15 protein-coding genes are annotated in these 16809 nt (G+C 71.4%); 7 read left to right on the top strand and 8 right to left on the bottom strand.

The window, feature by feature from the left end:
* The first annotated feature begins 217 nt into the window (after positions 1–217).
* Positions 218–1192: a LuxR C-terminal-related transcriptional regulator gene (locus ABZ078_RS07135; RefSeq protein WP_356572434.1), complete on the top strand. Its 975-nt coding sequence runs from the start codon at positions 218–220 to the stop codon at positions 1190–1192.
* A gap of 13 nt (positions 1193–1205) precedes the next feature.
* On the opposite strand, the gene ABZ078_RS07130 is transcribed toward ABZ078_RS07135, so the two are convergent.
* On the bottom strand, positions 1206–2597 hold the full coding sequence (locus ABZ078_RS07130) for an FAD-binding oxidoreductase (RefSeq protein ID WP_356572432.1): 1392 nt from the start codon (positions 2595–2597) through the stop codon (positions 1206–1208).
* A gap of 221 nt (positions 2598–2818) precedes the next feature.
* Here ABZ078_RS07130 and hemB point away from each other — a divergent pair, with 221 nt between their 5' ends.
* Both hemB and ABZ078_RS07120 read left to right on the top strand, forming a co-directional pair.
* Positions 2819–3811: a porphobilinogen synthase gene (gene hemB / locus ABZ078_RS07125; protein ID WP_356572430.1), complete on the top strand. Its 993-nt coding sequence runs from the start codon at positions 2819–2821 to the stop codon at positions 3809–3811.
* 345 nt (positions 3812–4156) lie between these two features.
* The gene (locus ABZ078_RS07120) at positions 4157–4513 is read left to right on the top strand and encodes a DUF805 domain-containing protein (RefSeq protein WP_356572428.1); all 357 of its coding nucleotides are present in this window, start codon (positions 4157–4159) and stop codon (positions 4511–4513) included.
* A 25-nt stretch (positions 4514–4538) separates the two neighbouring features.
* On the opposite strand, the gene ABZ078_RS07115 is transcribed toward ABZ078_RS07120, so the two are convergent.
* Positions 4539–4769, bottom strand: a complete 231-nt coding sequence (locus ABZ078_RS07115; protein ID WP_356572426.1) for a hypothetical protein — start codon at positions 4767–4769, stop codon at positions 4539–4541.
* 303 nt (positions 4770–5072) lie between these two features.
* Between ABZ078_RS07115 and ABZ078_RS07110 the strand changes: the two genes are divergently transcribed.
* Both ABZ078_RS07110 and ABZ078_RS07105 read left to right on the top strand, forming a co-directional pair.
* Positions 5073–6284, top strand: a complete 1212-nt coding sequence (locus ABZ078_RS07110) for a PLP-dependent aminotransferase family protein (RefSeq protein ID WP_356572424.1) — start codon at positions 5073–5075, stop codon at positions 6282–6284.
* Positions 6285–6355: 71 nt separating this feature from the next.
* Entirely contained in the window at positions 6356–7186 is an 831-nt protein-coding gene (locus tag ABZ078_RS07105) for an arylamine N-acetyltransferase (protein WP_356572422.1), read from the top strand.
* Positions 7187–7199: 13 nt separating this feature from the next.
* Here ABZ078_RS07105 and ABZ078_RS07100 read toward each other — a convergent pair whose 3' ends face one another.
* The 3 genes from ABZ078_RS07100 to ABZ078_RS07090 are packed head-to-tail and all read right to left on the bottom strand — an operon-like array spanning position 7200 to position 9798.
* Positions 7200–8039 (bottom strand): DUF4253 domain-containing protein, encoded by an 840-nt coding sequence (locus ABZ078_RS07100; protein ID WP_356572420.1) that lies wholly within the window; start codon positions 8037–8039, stop codon positions 7200–7202.
* A gap of 41 nt (positions 8040–8080) precedes the next feature.
* Entirely contained in the window at positions 8081–8974 is an 894-nt protein-coding gene (locus ABZ078_RS07095; RefSeq protein WP_356572418.1) for a DUF2690 domain-containing protein, read from the bottom strand.
* Positions 8971–9798 carry a peptidoglycan-binding protein gene (locus tag ABZ078_RS07090; protein WP_356572416.1) on the bottom strand — a complete coding sequence of 276 codons (828 nt, stop codon included), beginning with the start codon at positions 9796–9798 and terminating at the stop codon, positions 8971–8973. The genes ABZ078_RS07095 and ABZ078_RS07090 overlap by 4 nt, the downstream gene beginning before the upstream one ends.
* A gap of 320 nt (positions 9799–10118) precedes the next feature.
* Between ABZ078_RS07090 and ABZ078_RS07085 the strand changes: the two genes are divergently transcribed.
* Positions 10119–10562, top strand: coding sequence for a peptidoglycan-binding domain-containing protein (locus ABZ078_RS07085; protein ID WP_356572414.1), 444 nt, complete (start codon positions 10119–10121; stop codon positions 10560–10562).
* A gap of 78 nt (positions 10563–10640) precedes the next feature.
* Here the strand turns inward: ABZ078_RS07085 and argS are convergent, their stop codons facing one another.
* Positions 10641–12395 (bottom strand): arginine--tRNA ligase, encoded by a 1755-nt coding sequence (argS, locus tag ABZ078_RS07080; RefSeq protein WP_356572485.1) that lies wholly within the window; start codon positions 12393–12395, stop codon positions 10641–10643.
* A 144-nt stretch (positions 12396–12539) separates the two neighbouring features.
* Here argS and lysS point away from each other — a divergent pair, with 144 nt between their 5' ends.
* Positions 12540–14282, top strand: coding sequence for a lysine--tRNA ligase (lysS, locus tag ABZ078_RS07075; protein WP_356572483.1), 1743 nt, complete (start codon positions 12540–12542; stop codon positions 14280–14282).
* A gap of 61 nt (positions 14283–14343) precedes the next feature.
* Here lysS and ABZ078_RS07070 read toward each other — a convergent pair whose 3' ends face one another.
* Both ABZ078_RS07070 and ABZ078_RS07065 read right to left on the bottom strand, forming a co-directional pair.
* Positions 14344–15645, bottom strand: a complete 1302-nt coding sequence (locus tag ABZ078_RS07070; protein WP_356572413.1) for a DUF2637 domain-containing protein — start codon at positions 15643–15645, stop codon at positions 14344–14346.
* Between the two features lie 165 nt (positions 15646–15810).
* Positions 15811–16704: a DUF3558 family protein gene (locus ABZ078_RS07065; protein WP_356572411.1), complete on the bottom strand. Its 894-nt coding sequence runs from the start codon at positions 16702–16704 to the stop codon at positions 15811–15813.
* Positions 16705–16809: the final 105 nt, after the last annotated feature.

The raw sequence follows: 16809 nt of genomic DNA, 5'->3' as shown, positions 1-16809 counted from the left end.
GTCCGTTCTCTTGCGGTCTGGCCTCCTTGCGAGAACAACTCTGCCGTGACGCCCGCCCCCGAACGAGACGCAGATCGTGCAACTTGCTGCGGCCCGCTCGTGCCGTTTCCTGCACGCCCCGCGGCGACCGACGACGTGGCACGGCCATGGCGCCAGGGGCGGAACACGAGGTATGTCTTGGTGGCGAGATCATGACCAGGTCGTGCAGGGGGAATCCATGACGCAGCCAAGTCTTCAGTTCCTCGGTGTGGGCAGAGAGGAGGAGGACGCCTACCGCCGGCTTTTGCGGGACGGTGCGACGAACCCTGACCAGGTTGTCGCCGACGTCTCCGCGGAGACCGCCGACCAGCTCGTCGAGCTGGGGATCGCCACCCGTACCCACACCGGGTCGCTGCGGCCCGTACCACCCGCGCGGGCCGTGGAGCGGCTCATCGAGCGCCGACTGGACCGGCTGCGGGGCGAGTTGGAGGACGCCGCCGAGGCCGACGGCATCGTGGACTCGCTGCGCGCGGAGCGGGAGGCGGTGACCGCGCTGCCGTCCGCGCCGTCCGAGGCGCCGACCGTGCAGCAGATCGAGGGTATGGAGGCCGTACGGGCCGTCATCGACGAACTCACCTTCTTCGCCCGCACCGAGAGCCTGACCACCAATCCGGGCGGCATCATCACGCCCGAGTCCGCGGACTTCTCACGCCCCATCGACCTGCGGATCCTGCGCCGCGGGGTGCGGATGCGCACCCTCATGGCGGCACCCGCGCTGGACGATCCGACCACGCTGTCCTATCTGCGGGAGCTCGCGGCGAAGGGGGCGGAGATCCGGATCTCGCACCAGCCCCTGGAACGCATGATCATCTGCGACCGGGCCGCGGCCCTCACGCCCATCGACCCGGCCGACACCTCCAAGGGCGCGCTGCTCACCCGCGAACCCGGTCTCGTCGCCACCCTCGTCACCCTCTTCGACCGGATGTGGGCGATGGCGCAGGAGCTGCCCGCTCAGGACGACGACCTGCCCACCGAGATCGAGCGGCGGATCCTGCGGACCCTGTACGCCGCGGACAAGGACGAGAGCGGGGCGCGGGACCTGGGCATCTCCGTGCGGACGTATCGCAAGCACGTCGCCTCGCTGATGACCCGGCTCCAGGCCACCAACCGCTTCCAGGCGGCGCTGCTCGCCCGGGAGCGGGGGTGGTTCTGAGGTTCCCGGGCCGTCAGGGGGCCGCGGGTACCGTGTGGCCGAAGCGGAGCAGGTTGGCCGGGTCGTAGGTCGACTTGTCCTTGCGCAGACGGTCGTACACCTCCGGGGTCCAGGCCCGGGCCCGGTCGGACTCGTCGCCGGGGGTGCCGTGGATGTTGATCATCGTGCGGCCCGTGCCGTAGGGGGCCATCGCCGTGTTCAGGGCGGCGGTGGCCCGTTCTATGGCCGCGGCTGCCGGTGGGGCGGCCAGGACGCCCACCGTCTCCAGGATGTAGTGCGCGTCCCGGGCGCAGATCGCGTCCTCCACGCGGGCGGGGCGGGCGAGGGCGCCGCCCATGTGGCGGATCTCCACCAGCAGCAGGGGGCAGTCGGGAACCTCGGGGCCCACCTGCTCCAGGAAGGTGCGGATGGCGTCGGGGGGCAGGTCGCGCAGCAGGGCGCACGACTCGCGGGCCGGCAGCGGGTCCTGCGGCTCCATGTGGATACGGTCCAGGGCGGCGTACGGCATTTCCTCCACCGTGTCGACCGCCACCGGCGCCGCCGCGCGGATCGGGGCCAGCAGGCGCTGCCCCTCGGCCGGGTCTCCGGGCCAGGCGATCGCGACACGGGCCCAGAAGCCGCCCCGCAGCGGTTCGGGGATCTCCGGGATGGGCGGCAGGCGCAGCAGGGTGAAGGCGCTGCACATCTCGTCCGGGACGGTCCGCGTCCAGTCGGCCCAGGCGCGCAGGACGGCCTCGGTGTGCTCGCCGGGGCAGTAGACGCCGCCGCCGAGGATCGTGGACAGCGGCAGCAGCTCGCAGACCATGGAGGCCACCACGCCCATGGTGCCCTTGCCGCCGCGCAGGGCCCAGAACAGCTCCGGTTCGTGCTCGGGGTCGCTCTCGCGGAGCGTGCCGTCGGGCGTGACGACCTGGAAGGAGCGGACCAGGTCGGCCGCGTAGCCGTACGCCCGGCCCATGACGGGGAGCCCGCCGCCGAGCGTGTAGCCGACCGCGCCCGCGTCGGTGGACGTGCCGGTGAGCGCGGCGAGCCCGTGCGGCGCGGCCGCCTCCAGGACGTGCCGCCATTTCGCCCCGGCCGCGACGGTCGCCAGGCGCTGGTGCGGATCGACGCGTACGTCGGTCATGCGGGCCGTGCTGATCAGCAGGCCGTGGTCGATGGGGAAGTTCGCGCCGTGGCCCGTCGACTGGACCGCGACCGGGGTGCCGGTGGCCGACGCCCAGCGCAGGGCCGTCACGAGGTCGTCGACGCCCGTCGCGCCCACGACCACGTCGGGGGTGTGCAACGCGGCCAGGTTGAAGCCGGTGACCTCCTCGGCGTAGCCGTCGTCGCCGGGGCGCAGGACCGGGCCGTGGATCTCGGACAGGGCGAACCGGTCGGGGGTGTTGTGGTGGGTGGCGGTCATCGCGTCCTCCGTGGTGCGCGTACGTACGGAGGGACGGCGGCGGCGAGGCGGGAGGGGCGGGGCCGTCGGGGTCCTTGCGTGCGGGGGCCGGTGCGGCCCTGGGGTCTCCTCCTCAGGATGGACCCGGCGGGTGGGGGGCCGCATGTGGGCGGCCGCGGCCCGCTCCGCCGCCGACGGCTCGTCGGCAAAGGCGCCGCCGGGGCGGGCGTAGCGTAGGTGGCATGACGACGTACGGATCCTTCCCCGGCACGCGGCCGCGGCGTCTGCGGACCACCCCCACCATGCGGCGCATGGTCGCCGAGACCAGGCTGCACCCGGCCGACTTCATCCTCCCGGCCTTCGTGCGCGAGGGCGTCAGCGAGCCGGTGCCGATCGACGCCATGCCGGGCGTGGTCCAGCACACGCGGGACAGCCTGAAGAAGGCGGCGGCGGAGGCGGTGCAGGCCGGTATCTCCGGGATCATGCTGTTCGGGGTGCCCGAGGAGGAGAAGAAGGACGCCCTCGGGACGCCCGGGACGGACCCGGACGGGATTCTCCAGGTCGCCATCCGCGATGTGCGGGCCGAGGTGGGGGACGACCTCCTCGTCATGTCCGACCTGTGCCTCGACGAGACCACCGACCACGGGCACTGCGGGGTGCTGGACGCGGAAGGGCGCGTCGACAACGACGCGACCCTGGAGCGGTACGCCGAGATGGCGCAGGTGCAGGCCGACGCAGGCGCCCATGTCGTCGGGCCCAGCGGAATGATGGACGGGCAGATCGGGGTCGTCCGGGACGCCCTCGACCAGATCGGCCGGGAGGACGTGGCCGTCCTCGCCTACACCGCCAAGTACGCCTCCGCGTTCTACGGCCCCTTCCGGGAGGCCATCGCCTCCTCGCTGAAGGGCGACCGCAAGACGTATCAGCAGGATCCGGCGAATGTCCGCGAGTCCCTGCGCGAGCTGGCCCTCGACCTGGAGGAGGGCGCCGACATGGTGATGGTGAAGCCCGCCGGTCCCTACCTCGACATCCTCGCCCGGGTCGCCGACGCGGTGGACGTGCCGGTCGCCGCCTACCAGATCTCCGGCGAGTACTCGATGGTCGAGGCCGCCGCCGAGAAGGGCTGGATCGACCGGGACCGGGCGATCATGGAGACCCTGACCGGCATCAAGCGGGCGGGGGCGCGCAACATTCTGACGTACTGGGCGGTCGAGGCCGCGCGCCGGCTGGGCTGACGCCGCTCTCGCGGGCGGCTGCCGGGCTACGGTTCCGGCTCGTTCCGGCCTCGGATCGATCAAGGGCTGACATCGGAACGTGCTCGGTTCGGCAACGGCCGGAACTCGGTTCGGGGAACGTTCGGCGGCCGCCCCGGGAGTCCGTGGGGATCACACGGCGATCTTCAGTGGTTCTGTCCGGAAATCGACGGCCCGTGGCGGGGGCGATTTGGGAAGTGGACCCTGTCCGGCTCGACGAGCTGCACGAATCAAGTGAATTGACGAGTTCTCGCCCTCATCCCTACGTTCTGCGCCTGGCCTGATCCGTTCTGGAGGGGTCTCACGTTCGATCCCTGGGGGGATGCAATGAGCTGGTTCATCGAGGCGCTCAAGAAGTACGCGGTCTTCGGCGGGCGTGCGCGTCGCAAGGAGTACTGGATGTACATGCTGTTCAACAGCATCTTCTACATCGTGTGCATGGGCGTCGGCTTCGCGATCGACTTCACGGCCCTCGCCGGCATCTTCGCGGTCGCGACCCTGCTGCCCAGCCTGGGCGTCACCATTCGCCGGCTGCACGACACGGGCCGCTCCGGCTGGTGGGTCCTCATCTCGGTGATCCCGCTCGTCGGCTTCATCGTCATGCTGGTCTTCACGTGCTCGGACAGCGAGGCGGGCCAGAACAAGTACGGCCCGAACCCGAAGGAGCTCGCGGCGTTCGCGTAATGCCGTTCGCCGCGTGACCTGTGCTTCATGGCATGGAGGCCGCCTGGACGCCGTCCGGGCGGCCTTTCGCGTCTCCGAGGCCCCGGTGGGCGGTCGGCTCCTGGTGGGCGGTCGGCTTCTGGTGGGTGGACGGGCCCTCGTCGCGCAGGCCCTCGCCGTCCTCGCACGCGGTCAGCGTGAGCGAGGCGATCGCCACCAGCGTGGCGGCGAACAGCCGGGCGCGGTGGTGACGGGCGGGCGGTGCGGACGCGGACATGGGGTGGCCCTCTCCATGGGTGGGGTTGGCGTCGGGGCTCAGCCTGCGCGATCACTCGTCCCCGCCGCCACCTTCGGCCGGGAATTCGGGACGCCCGAGTAGGGGGGCCGCTGCTGACCTGCGGGGATGGCATGTCCCGCAGCGTCGGCGCGGGACACCTGAGGCCGGAGAGTGCGGCGGCGGGCGTCGCCGACGGCGGCGTGAGGTCCGCATCCCGGAAATCTGCTTGTAGGTGGCATGCAGTTCTCTAGGCTGCCCGGCACGAGCCGACGCCCGTGTCGCCGCAGCCGAAGGAGCCGTGTCATGACCGTCATCGAGCCCGCGCCTCACCACAGCGCAGTCGCCGTCCCGCCGCCGCTTGCCGCGCGGGCCGGGGCGGTCGGCGGCTCGCCCGTACGGGACATCCTGGCCGTCACCGCGCGCCCCGAGGTCATCAACTTCGCGGGCGGACTCCCGGCCCCGGAGCTGTTCGACCGGGAGGGCATCGCGGCCGCCTTCCGTGACGTGCTCGCCGAGACGCCGGCGCAGGCGTTGCAGTACTCCATGACCGAGGGCGAACCGAGCCTGCGCACCGGGCTCGCCGCACGGCTGTCGGCGCGGGGCCTGGCGACCGGCGCCGACGACCTCCTCGTCACCACCGGCTCCCAGCAGGGCCTGTCGCTCCTGGCCGGCGCACTGGTGGACCCCGGGGACACGGTCCTCGTCGAAGACCCCTGCTATCTGGCGGCACTTCAGGTCTTCGGCCTCGCGGGAGCGCGGATCGTGGCCGTGCCGGGAGACGCGGACGGCGTGGATCCGCGGGCGCTGGAGGAACTGGTCGTGCGGGAGCGGCCGAAGCTCTATTACACCGTCCCCACCTTCCAGAACCCGACCGGCAGAACCCTGCCCGTCGAGCGCCGGGCCACCGTCGCACAGGTCGCCGCCCGGTGCGGGGTGTGGATCGTCGAGGACGACCCGTACGGCGAACTCCGGTACGAGGGCGAGCCCGTGCCCTGGATCGCCTCGTACCCGGGAGCGGAGGACCGCACCGTGCTCCTCGGCTCCTTCTCCAAGGTGATGGCGCCGGGCATGAGACTGGGCTGGCTGCGCGCGCCCGCCGCCCTGCGCCGCGCGTGTGCCGTCGCCAAGCAGGCCGCCGACCTGCACACCCCGACCGTCAACCAGTTCGCCGCCGCCCGCTGCCTCACCGGCCTCGACGCACACCTGGCCCGTGTCCGGGACGTCTACCGCGAACGCCGCGACGCCATGCTGGCGGGCCTGCCGGGGGCACTCCCGGAGGGCACGACCTGGAACCGGCCCCAGGGCGGCATGTTCCTCTGGGCCCGCCTGCCCGAGGCGTACGACACGACGGCCCTGCTCCCGCAGGTGGTGCGGCAGGACGTGGCGTACGTCCCCGGAGCGCCCTTCTACGCCGGTGAGCCCGACCGGTCGACGCTGCGGCTGTGCTTCGTCACGCAGACGCCGCAGGAGATCGAGGAGGGGCTCAGGAGGCTGGGGCAGGGGCTGCGGTCCTAGGGCCAATGATCCAGGACGGGTCGTGCTACGGACCGCAGACGGGCCCGGGCCTACCTTCCTAGGGTGCAGTCATGTCCGACAACTTGCGGTTCGATCTCGATGCGTATCTCCGGCGGATCGGCTGGGAGGGGGAGCGGCGGGCCGACCTGGCGACGCTGCGGGGAGTGCACCTGGCGCATATGCGGGGCATCCCCTTCGAGAACCTCGACGCCCTGCGGCGCACGGCCCCCTCCCTCGAACCGGCCGACCTGATGGCCAAGTTGGTCCACAGCCGCCGTGGCGGCTACTGCTACGAGCACAACACCCTGTTCGCGGGTGTGCTCGAGACGCTGGGCTTCAAGGTGACCCGGCTGGCCGCGCGCGTCGTCGTGGGAGCGGACCGCATCGAGAGCCGGCCGCGCACCCACATGGCGCTCCTCGTCGAGGCTCCCGGCGATCCGCAGCCGTATCTCGCGGACGTCGGCTTCGGTGCGATCGGCGCGCTGCTGGAGCCGGTGCCGCTGACGGCCGGTGTCGAGTTCCGGGACGCGGAACGCCGGCACCGGCTCGTCCACGTGCCGCACGACGGGCCGCTGGACCTGTGGCTGCTCCAGGCCCAGGACCAGGTGAAGGGCGACTGGGCCGACCAGTACGCCTTCACGGTGGAGCCGTTCGAGAAGCCGGACTTCGAGGTCATCAACTGGCACATCGGCACCAACCCGCGCTCGCCCTTCACCCAGCGCGTCTACGTCCAGAGCATCACCGCCGAGCGCCACCTCCTCCTCGACGCCCGGCTTCTGACGGAGACCCGGGCGGACGGGACGGTCGTGGAGCGCGAGGTGACCGAGGAGGCGGAGGCGCGGCGGCTGCTGGCGGAGGAGTTCGGGATCGACGCGCCGGACGGGATGCGGCTGCTGCCGTAGTCGGGGCGCTCGGTCAGTCCCACCAGAAGTGCCAGGCCGGCTGGTCGAGGAGCTGGTTCTCGGCGTAGGCGCGGAGGGTCGTGTCACGGCCCTGCCAGATGGTGTCCGGGCAGAACGCGAAGTGCTCGGCGGCCAGGGCCTGCGCCTCGGCGGGCGTGGTGGGCGGGGCGGCGACCGACACCAGCAGGGTGTCGAAGCCGAGGGCCACGACCCGTATGCCGAACCGGTCCTCCCAGGAGCGCAGCACCGCGGACAGCCGGCCGGTGTCGCTCTCGTGGTTCGCCGGGCCCGTCCAGCCGATCGCCGTCGGGATGTCGGCGCTGCGGCGGGCCGGGACGAGGGCGAGGCGGGGGTCCTTGAGGGGGCCACCGCCGTCGAGGAGGGAGCCCACGACGTCGGAGGCGACGGATTCGGGGTCCGGGACGGCGCCGGGACGCTGGGTGCCTGCCGGACCGGGCCAGCCCGTGTCCTCGGACTGCGTGTCTTCGGACTCCGTGTCTTCGGACTGCGTGTCCTCCGGTGCGTACTCCTCCCAGAACTCCGCCAGCACCTCCTCGGCGTCGTGATCCCCCGGATACGACATCTCTCCCGGCATCAACTCCCACAGCTCCGGCCCGCCGTGACCGGCACCGACCTCGAGGAGCACCGGGAGCAGGCCGGCGGCCGGTGCCGTCCGCCGGAGCGCGGCCCAGCCGCCGGGAGCGGCCCGGCCGTCCGCCAGCCACAGCAGCGGCTCGCGCCACGCCCCGTCACCGGTCGCGTCCAGCAGCCGCCCGGGCGGGAGTTGGAGGCCGAGGGCGGCGCCCGTGGGGTCGGTGGTCAGCCTCGGCAGGGGATTCGGAAGTGTCGCCATGTCGGTGACTGTAGGCGGCGGCACTGACAACGAGCGGTGCCTCACCCGGCCACCCGGCCGGTGAAGCACTCCGCCGCGCCGCCCGTCGCCGGCCGGAAGCAGGCCCGGACGACGGCTCCAGGCCGAACCGCCGTCATGGGGGTGTAGACGTAGGCGTCCGCGTCGGCGGCGTCCTGGACCTCCGCGCTGCGGACGCCACGTCCGAGACCCTCATGGCCTTCCTCACCGTCACGACCGTCACGACCGTCGCGCCCGTCCCGTCCGGCCGCCGTCATCTCGACCCGGTCGCCGACCCGCGTCCCCCACATCCGGGCCCAACTCGCCCCGCACTCCTCGCTGTAGCGCAGTTCCATCGAGGCGCCGGCCGCGGTGCGGTGGGAGGCGAGGGTCGCCGGGGCGGAGGCGCACTTCATGTCCATCGGGCTCCTGGCCTCACAGGCCGCTCCCCGGCAGCGCGGCTCGGTCACGGCCGAGGGCGGCGACAGGGACGACCGCGCTTCACCCTCCCGGTGCGGCAGCAGCAGGACCACCGCGGCGACGCCCCCGACCACCACGGCACACACCGACGCGAGCACCGCCAAGGCCGCCGCACCCCGGTGAACGGCGGTGTCGCCGACGCTGTCACCAGGACATGCCGTCTCCCGCGGTGGCGGGGCCGGAGGCAGGGATCGCCGCCCCCGCGCCGCCCGCCCGCTCCACTCCGACTCCGCGATCTCCCACAGGGCCAGACAGCGCCCCTCCGGCTCGCCGGCGAGGCGGCACAGCTCCGCCACCGCGTCGCGCGGAGGCAGCGTCCGGCCGTTGAGGTAGCGGTCCCAGGAGGACTTGCTGAACGCCGTCTTCGCCGCGAGGCCGACCAGGCTCAGGCCGGTGCGTGCCTTCAGCTCCCGCAGGGCGGTGGCCAGTTGGGCCCATTCCGGCGACGGTGCCGTCATCGCCGTAGCGCCTTCCAGGTGTGCGGCCCGACGACGCCGTCCACGACCAGCCCCGCCCGCTCCTGGAACCGCCTGACCGCGCCCTCCGTCACCGGCCCGAAGATCCCGTCGACGGCGCCCGGCGAGATGCCCGCCCTGTGCAGCAGACACTGCACCTCGGCCACCTCCGGCCCGGCATGGCCGTCCGCCACGATGGCGTCCCGGGTGCGGCTGTTGCCCGTGTACCAGCGGCCGTCGATCCGCTCGGCCCGGCAGGTGTACCCGGGCGGGTCCGACGCCCGTGCCGACGCGGCGACGGGATCCGTCACGCCCACCTCCGCCTGGCCGCCCAGCCGTACGACGAGCAGGACCGCCGTGGAGAGAGACAGCACCAGCGACACCGCCCCCGCCACGAGCGCGACCCGCACCGAACCCCCGGCAGATCTCGCCCCGTTGACCTCGGCCGACAGGATCTCCCGTGCGGGTGCCGGTGCCGGTGCGGGTGCCGGTGCCGGTCCCCGCGACGGTTCCGCCGGTTCGGGCACGGAAACGGCCGCCGTGGTCACCGTCCCGCGCCCCTTCCCCCACGCCTCCGCGGCGACCTCGCGCAACGCCAGCAACCGGGTCGGATCCTCGCCCCCGACCCCGGCCAGCGCCTCGACGGCCTCCCGGGGTGGCAGCGACCTGCCGCCCAGATACCGTTCCCAGGACTTCGGGCTGTACCCCGTCCTGGCCGCGAGCTGCCGCAGGCTCAGCCCGCTGTGATCCTTCAACCGGCGTAACCGCACCACCAACTGCCGCACCCGCGGATCCAGTTCCGCGGGCAGCGCTGCCCAACGCGACATGTTCCCCCCATTCGCGTTCACGGTCGGGCCCGCGGTCCGTGGTCGGCGTCCCCGCGCCCGTCCGCATTCTGCACCAGCTCCCGGCGCCCCGTACCGGAAGCGGGCTCCCGCACCGGTACGGAATCGGCCACCGCACGCTCCCGCCGTCCCGCCACGTCGTCACCGCGGACGGCGTCCGCACAGGTCACAGGAGGGGACGTCCCGCGGTGACGTCACTTCCGCGGCAATTGTGGCAAACCGTGCCGTCCGCCCCGCACTCTCGACTCGCCGGCCCGGCAGCAGGGCCAGGCACCACCCGACCCACAGCGAGAGGTACACGCATGCGACCCAATGTGTGGACGAGGACCCTCGTCAGCGTCAGCGCCGTCGTCGGCCTTGCCGCAGGCAGCCTGGCGACCGCGGGCACCGCCTTCGCGGCACCGGACACGAAGCCGGCCGTCAGCTCCGAGGTCTCCGTCCTCGCGGTGAACAACCTCGGCCTGACCGTCGCCGAGGCGAAGAAGGTACAGGGCTGGCTGAAGCAGTACTGGGGCTACACCGGCGCGATCGACGGGCAGCTCGGCACCAATAGCTGGAAGGCGTTCCAGCGCTGCCTCAAGCAGTACTGGGGCTACAACGACGCGATCGACGGAATCGTCGGCCCCAACACGATCAAGGCACTGCAGCGCCTGCTGAAGGCCCACTGGGGCTACACCGGCGCGATCGACGGGATCGCCGGACCGGGCACCAAGGCCGCGTTCAAGCGGTTCGCCAACGCGCACTGATCCCCGGCCCTGAGCCGGACGACCGCGGCCCGTCCTCTCCGCGAGGAGGAGGACGGGCCGGACCAGTGGCGCAGACGCTCAGAGCCGCTCGGGCGTCCGGATCCCCAGCAGGGCCATGCCCTGGTGGAGGGTCCGGGCCGTCACGTCGCACAGGAACAGACGGTTCTCCACCTGCGCGGGCGAGTCGGCCTTCAGCACCGGGCACTTGTCGTAGAACGACGTGTACAGCGACGCGAGCTGGTACAGGTATGCCGTCATCTTGTGCGGGGCGTACTCCGCGGCCGCCTCGAAGACCGTGTCTCCGAACGCGTCCAGGTGCAGACCGAGCGCCCGCTCCGCCGGGGCGAGTTCGAGCTCGGGATGCGCGGCCGGCTTCGTCTCGCCCGCCTTGCGCAGGATCGACTGGATCCGGGCGTACGCGTACTGCAGGTACACGCTCGTGTCGCCGTTCAGCGACACCATCTGGTCCAGGTCGAACTTGTAGTCCCGGTTCGGCGACGTCGACAGGTCCGCGTACTTCACGGCACCGATGCCGACCTGCGCGGCCCGCTCCTGGATCTCGGCCTCGGTGAGGTCCTGCGCCTTCTCCCGGACGACCTCGGCGGCCCGCTGCACCGCCTCGTCCAGCAGGTCCTCCAGTCGTACGGTCTCGCCCTCACGCGTCTTGAACGGCTTGCCGTCCGCGCCGAGCACCGTGCCGTAGCCCATGTTGTGCGCGGTGACGTCGTCGCCGAGCCAGCCCGCCCGGCGGGCCGTCTCGAAGACCATCTTGAAGTGGAGCGACTGGCGTACGTCCACGACGTACAGCAGCGTCGTCGCGTGCAGGTCGACGACGCGGTCGCGGATCGCGGTCAGGTCGGAGGCCGCGTAGCCGAAGCCGCCGTCGGCCTTCTGCACGATCAGCGGGACCGGCTGGTCGTCCTTGCCGCGGATGTCGTCGAAGAACACCACGAGCGCGCCCTCGGAGCGCACCGCGACGCCCATCTCCTCCAGGAGGCGGGCGGTCTCGGGCATGCCCTCGTTGTACGCGGACTCGCCGACGATCTCCTCGTCGCGGATCTCCATGTCCAGCTTCTCGAAGACCGAGTAGAAGTAGACCTTCGACTCGTCCACGAACTGCTGCCAGAGTTCGAGCGTCTCCTTGTCGCCGGACTGCAGGGCGACGACCCGCTTGCGGGCCCGCTCCTTGAAGTCCTCGTCCGAGTCGAAGACGGCACGCGACGCCTTGTACACCCGGTTGAGGTTCGACATGGCCTGCTCGCCGTCGACGTCCTCCGGCGGGGCCAGCTCGCCGGGGTGCTCGAACAGGTACTGGATGAGCATGCCGAACTGGGTGCCCCAGTCGCCGATGTGGTGCCGGCCGATCGTCTTCTCGCCGGTGAAGTCGAGCATGCCGCGCAGGGCGTCACCGATGACCGCCGACCGCAGGTGGCCGACGTGCATCTCCTTCGCCACGTTCGGCTGGGCGTAGTCGATGACCGTGACGCCCGGGTTCTGCTTCAGCGGCACGCCGAGGCGCTCGCCGTCCGCGTGCCGCGCGGCGAGGTTCTCGGTGATCGCCTTGTCGGCGATCGTGATGTTGAGGAAGCCGGGGCCGGAGACCTCGACGTCCTTGATCACGTCACCGGTGACGACGTTGCCGACGACCTGCGTCGCCAGCTCGCGAGGGTTCGACTTGGCCTTCTTGGCGAGGGCCAGGATCCCGTTGGCCTGGAAGTCGGCCCGGTCGCTGCGTCGCAGCAACGGGTCCGCGTCGGCCTCCGGCCGGATGGCCGAGAGGGCGTTCGCGAGACGCTGCCGGACTTGATCGGTGAGCGACGTGACCGAGGTCATGGGATGGGTGCCGTTCTCCTCGTGGGAATCGATAGACACGCTCAGTATCCCATGGGGGGTAAAGCGGTTTTCCCGGGCGCGATGCCGTCTGGGAGAATGGGGCGTCAGCCGTGGACCGTACGGCTGCCCTGGAGAAAGAAGGACGTGCCGATCGTGGCTCAGAGCACCGAGACCACCGACTGGGTCTCCCGTTTCGCGGATGAGGTCATCGAGGAGTCGGAGCGTCGGGCCCCGGGCAAACCGGTCGTCGTCGCGTCCGGACTCTCCCCCTCCGGCCCCATCCACCTCGGCAACCTGCGCGAGGTCATGACCCCACACCTCGTCGCCGACGAGATCAGGCGGCGCGGGTACCAGGTGCGCCACCTGATCTCCTGGGACGACTACGACCGCTACCGCAAGGTGCCGGCCGGGGTCGACGGGATCGACAAGACATGGACCGAGCACATCGGCAAGCCGCTGACCTCGGTGCCCGCGCCCAAGGGCTCGCCCTACCCGAACTGGGCCGAGCACTTCAAGGCGGCCATGGTCGCCTCGCTCGCCGAGCTCGGCGTGGAGTTCGACGGGATCAGCCAGACCGCGCAGTACACCTCCGGGGTGTACCGCGAGCAGATCCTGCACGCCATGAAGCACCGCGCTGAGATCGACGCCGTTCTCGCGCAGTACCGCACCAAGCCGAAGACCGGGCCCAAGACGCCGCAGAAGCCCGTCGACGTGGCCGAGCTGGAGGCCGCCGAGGGCTCCGGCGCGGCCGGCGAGGACGACGGCAGCTCCGGCTCCGCCGGGTACTTCCCGTACAAGCCCTACTGCGGCAACTGCGAGAAGGACCTCACCACCGTCACCTCGTACGTCGACGACACCACCGAGCTGTCGTACACCTGCGACGCGTGCGGCTTCGCCGAGACCGTCCGGCTCAACGAGTTCAACCGCGGCAAGCTGGTCTGGAAGGTCGACTGGCCCATGCGCTGGGCCTACGAGGGCGTCGTCTTCGAGCCCAGCGGCGTCGACCACTCGTCGCCGGGATCGAGCTTCCAGGTGGGCGGGCAGATCGTCGGGATCTTCGGCGGCAAGCAGCCCATCGGGCCCATGTACGCCTTCGTCGGCATCAGCGGCATGGCCAAGATGTCGTCGTCGCTCGGCGGGGTGCCCACCCCGGCCGACGCGCTGAAGATCATGGAGCCGCAGATCCTGCGCTGGCTGTACTCCCGGCGCAGGCCCAACCAGTCCTTCAAGATCGCCTTCGACCAGGAGATCCAGCGCCTCTACGACGAGTGGGACAAGCTCGACGCCAAGGTCGCCGACGGCTCCGCGCTGCCTGCCGACGTCGCCGCGCACTCCCGCGCGGTGCGCACGGCGGGCGGCGAGCTGCCGAGGACGCCCCGGCCGCTGCCGTACCGGACGCTCGCGTCCGTCGCCGACATCACCGCCGGGCACCAGGACCAGGCGCTGCGCATCCTCTCCGAGCTGGACCCGCACCACCCGCTGGCCACGCTGGACGAGGCACGGCCCCGGTACGACAAGGCCGAGGCGTGGATCAACACGCACGTGCCCGCCGACCAGCGCACCATCGTCCGGGACGAGCCCGACGCCGAGCTGCTGAAGTCCCTCGACGAGGCGTCCCAGCAGTCACTGCGGCTGCTCCTCGACGGGCTCGCCGAGCACTGGTCGCTCGACGGACTCACCCACCTCGTGTACGGCGTGCCCAAGGTGCAGGCCGGGTTCTCCGCGGACGCCACGCCCAAGGAGCTGCCGCCGGAGATCAAGACCGCCCAGCGGTCGTTCTTCGCGCTGCTGTACCACCTGCTGGTCGGCCGGGACACCGGGCCGCGGCTGCCCACGCTGCTGCTCGCGGTGGGGCAGGAGCGGGTGCGGGCCCTGCTCGGGGAGTAGCTCGCATGACAAAGGGCCCTGTTCGCAGGGCCCTTTGTCATGTGATGTGCCATGCGATGTGTCAGGCGATGTGGTCCTCTTCCAGCTCCGTGTTGAAGCGGTTCTGGAAGCGTTCCGTGAGGGTCTTCAGCTCACTGACGCTCAGCGTCCTGCCGTACGTCGCCTGGATGTTGTCGCCCAGGACACGGGGCGTGGGAAAGCTGCCGTCGATCGACTGCCGGAAGACCTGGTAGTAGTCCTCCTCGGTCGGATCCGAGGGCTCCGGAGGGCCGCCGCCCTCACCGAGCCGGCGGGTGCGGTTGCCGGTCACGGGGATCGGGAAGGTGCCGGTCTCCTCCGGAGCGGGCTCCTGGGCCGGCGGCTCCTCCTGGTACTGGTCCTGGTACTGCTCCGCCCGGAGCTGCTCCTCGTACCAGTCCTCGTAGTGCTCCTGAGGGTCGTACGAGGGGTTGTAGCCGCCGTGGTACTCGACCTGGCGAGGGGTGTTGAACCAGTCCTGCACATACTCCGGCTGCTCGGGACTGGGCGTACCGGCCGACTTCGGGCGCTGCTCGCCGGCCGGCGTCGAGCGCTGGGGCACGGGAACCGCCCCGACGGCAGGACCGATCGCCGCCGCGTCCGTCTCCGGCGCCGCGTCCAGAGCCTGCTTCGGCGCCGGAGGCAGCAGCGCCGGCTCGATGCCGGCCGCCGCCAGGCCCGCCGGGGCCGTCTCCGCCAGCGGGACGCCGTAGCGTGCCAGCCGCAGCGGCATCAAGGACTCCACCGGCGCCTTCCTGCGCCACGCGCGGCCGAAGCGGGAGCGCAGGCGGGCCTGGTAGACCAGGCGCTCCTGCTCCAGCTTGATGACCTGCTCGTACGAGCGCAGCTCCCACAGCTTCATACGGCGCCACAGCAGGAACGTCGGCACCGGCGAGAGCAGCCAGCGCGTCAGACGGACGCCCTCCATGTGCTTGTCGGCCGTGATGTCCGCGATACGGCCGATCGCATGCCGGGCCGCCTCCACGGCCACCACGAACAGGATCGGGATCACCGCGTGCATGCCGACGCCCAGCGGGTCCGGCCAGGCGGCCGCGCCGTTGAACGCGATCGTCGCCGCCGTCAGCAGCCAGGCCGTCTGGCGCAGCAGCGGGAACGGGATGCGGATCCACGTCAGGAGCAGGTCGAGGGCGAGCAGGACACAGATGCCCGCGTCGATGCCGATCGGGAAGACATAGCTGAAGTTCCCGAACCCCTTCTGGATGGCCAGCTCGCGGACGGCCGCGTACGAACCGGCGAAGCCGATGGCGGCGATGATCACGGCGCCGAACACGACCACACCGATGAGAATGCGGTGCGTCCGAGTCAGCTGCGGTGGCGCGGCCACTCGTACTCCCCTCCCCTTGCGTGTTGTTGCGCGCAACAGGGTGGCACATCTGTGCGGCGTACGGATCGCCGTACGAGTCGAGCCCGGTCCCTCAAGCGGGCCGGGCTCGGTCAAAAGGCGTCACTGAGCTGGTACTTCGAGCTCAGCGGGGGGCAGGTGTGACGGTCAGCTCCTCTTCGGCGCTGACTTGGACGGGGAGCTCGCCGCCGCCTTCGAGGCGCTGCCGGAGGGGGACTTCGGGGCAGACTCCGAAGCCGACTTCGAAGGGGCGCTGCTCGGCGTGCCCGCGCTGCCGCCGCCGTTCGCCTCCCGCACCGCGGCCACCGCCTCCTTGGCCGCCTTGCGCGCCAGCTTGTCCAGGGCGTCCGCGCTCGGGGTCTTCTCACCGGCCAGGCCGGCGCCGTTGTAGTCGACCGTGACGACCACGTTCTCCACCCGGGCCACGACCGTCTCCTGCTTGAAGGCGCCCTCCTTCTTCTTCAGGTCATAACGCACCGCCGTCGCCTCGTCGCCCACTCCGGCGACCGGCTCCGACTTCGTGTTCTTCGCGCCGCTCACCGACCGGGCGTCCTGCGTCTGCGTCTCGTAGTACTCGCGCGCCAGCTTGTCGGCCGAGCCGCTCGTGACGTCCGAGTCGAAACGCAGCAGGGAGACGTTGAGCCAGCGGAACTGCGAGCCCTTCACACCGTTGTTGTCCAGGCTGCTCCAGGAGCAGGAGGCCCGCGACGAGGCGTCGTCCGACGAGCCCGCCTTGCCGGACTTGGCCTCCGGGACCAGGTCCTCCAGCGTCTTCTTCGACAGCACCTTGCACGACTGGGGAAGCGACTTGTACGCGGCCGCCTGCACGGTCGGCGACGGACTCGCGGTCGCCGACGCCGACGCCGGGGCCTTCGCGCTGTCCCCGGCTCCGTCGTCCGAACCGGAGTCCGAGGAACAACCCGAGGCGATCAGCATCACGGGGACGGCGGCCGCGCAGACAAGGACGCGGTGAAGGCCCTTCACGCGCTGCTCACGCTGCTCACGCCGGTCATGCTGGTCTCGCTCTGCTGCTCGCTGCATGGTTCCTTCACTCATGACTGACACTCGTGGTTCCTGCGGTCGGATCGGGTCCGAGGGGCCACGGTACGCGGTGAAGAAGCTGTGTGGTCTCGTTTCGGTTACGTC

This window comes from Streptomyces sp. NPDC006385 (genome assembly GCF_040612485.1).
Taxonomy (GTDB): domain Bacteria; phylum Actinomycetota; class Actinomycetes; order Streptomycetales; family Streptomycetaceae; genus Streptomyces.
Note: the sequence above shows the minus strand (reverse complement) of the source record. Positions and strands in the feature narration are given on the sequence as shown.

What these genes read in the sequence shown, in the direction of transcription:
- ABZ078_RS07135 (WP_356572434.1), top strand. Translation starts at nt 218, where the DNA reads ATGACGCAGCCAAGTCTTCAGTTCCTCGGTGTGGGCAGAGAGGAGGAG.
- ABZ078_RS07130 (WP_356572432.1), bottom strand. Translation starts at nt 2,597, where the DNA reads ATGACCGCCACCCACCACAACACCCCCGACCGGTTCGCCCTGTCCGAG.
- hemB (WP_356572430.1), top strand. Translation starts at nt 2,819, where the DNA reads ATGACGACGTACGGATCCTTCCCCGGCACGCGGCCGCGGCGTCTGCGG.
- ABZ078_RS07120 (WP_356572428.1), top strand. Translation starts at nt 4,157, where the DNA reads ATGAGCTGGTTCATCGAGGCGCTCAAGAAGTACGCGGTCTTCGGCGGG.
- ABZ078_RS07115 (WP_356572426.1), bottom strand. Translation starts at nt 4,769, where the DNA reads ATGTCCGCGTCCGCACCGCCCGCCCGTCACCACCGCGCCCGGCTGTTC.
- ABZ078_RS07110 (WP_356572424.1), top strand. Translation starts at nt 5,073, where the DNA reads ATGACCGTCATCGAGCCCGCGCCTCACCACAGCGCAGTCGCCGTCCCG.
- ABZ078_RS07105 (WP_356572422.1), top strand. Translation starts at nt 6,356, where the DNA reads ATGTCCGACAACTTGCGGTTCGATCTCGATGCGTATCTCCGGCGGATC.
- ABZ078_RS07100 (WP_356572420.1), bottom strand. Translation starts at nt 8,039, where the DNA reads ATGGCGACACTTCCGAATCCCCTGCCGAGGCTGACCACCGACCCCACG.
- ABZ078_RS07095 (WP_356572418.1), bottom strand. Translation starts at nt 8,974, where the DNA reads ATGACGGCACCGTCGCCGGAATGGGCCCAACTGGCCACCGCCCTGCGG.
- ABZ078_RS07090 (WP_356572416.1), bottom strand. Translation starts at nt 9,798, where the DNA reads ATGTCGCGTTGGGCAGCGCTGCCCGCGGAACTGGATCCGCGGGTGCGG.
- ABZ078_RS07085 (WP_356572414.1), top strand. Translation starts at nt 10,119, where the DNA reads ATGCGACCCAATGTGTGGACGAGGACCCTCGTCAGCGTCAGCGCCGTC.
- argS (WP_356572485.1), bottom strand. Translation starts at nt 12,395, where the DNA reads ATGACCTCGGTCACGTCGCTCACCGATCAAGTCCGGCAGCGTCTCGCG.
- ABZ078_RS07065 (WP_356572411.1), bottom strand. Translation starts at nt 16,704, where the DNA reads ATGCAGCGAGCAGCAGAGCGAGACCAGCATGACCGGCGTGAGCAGCGT.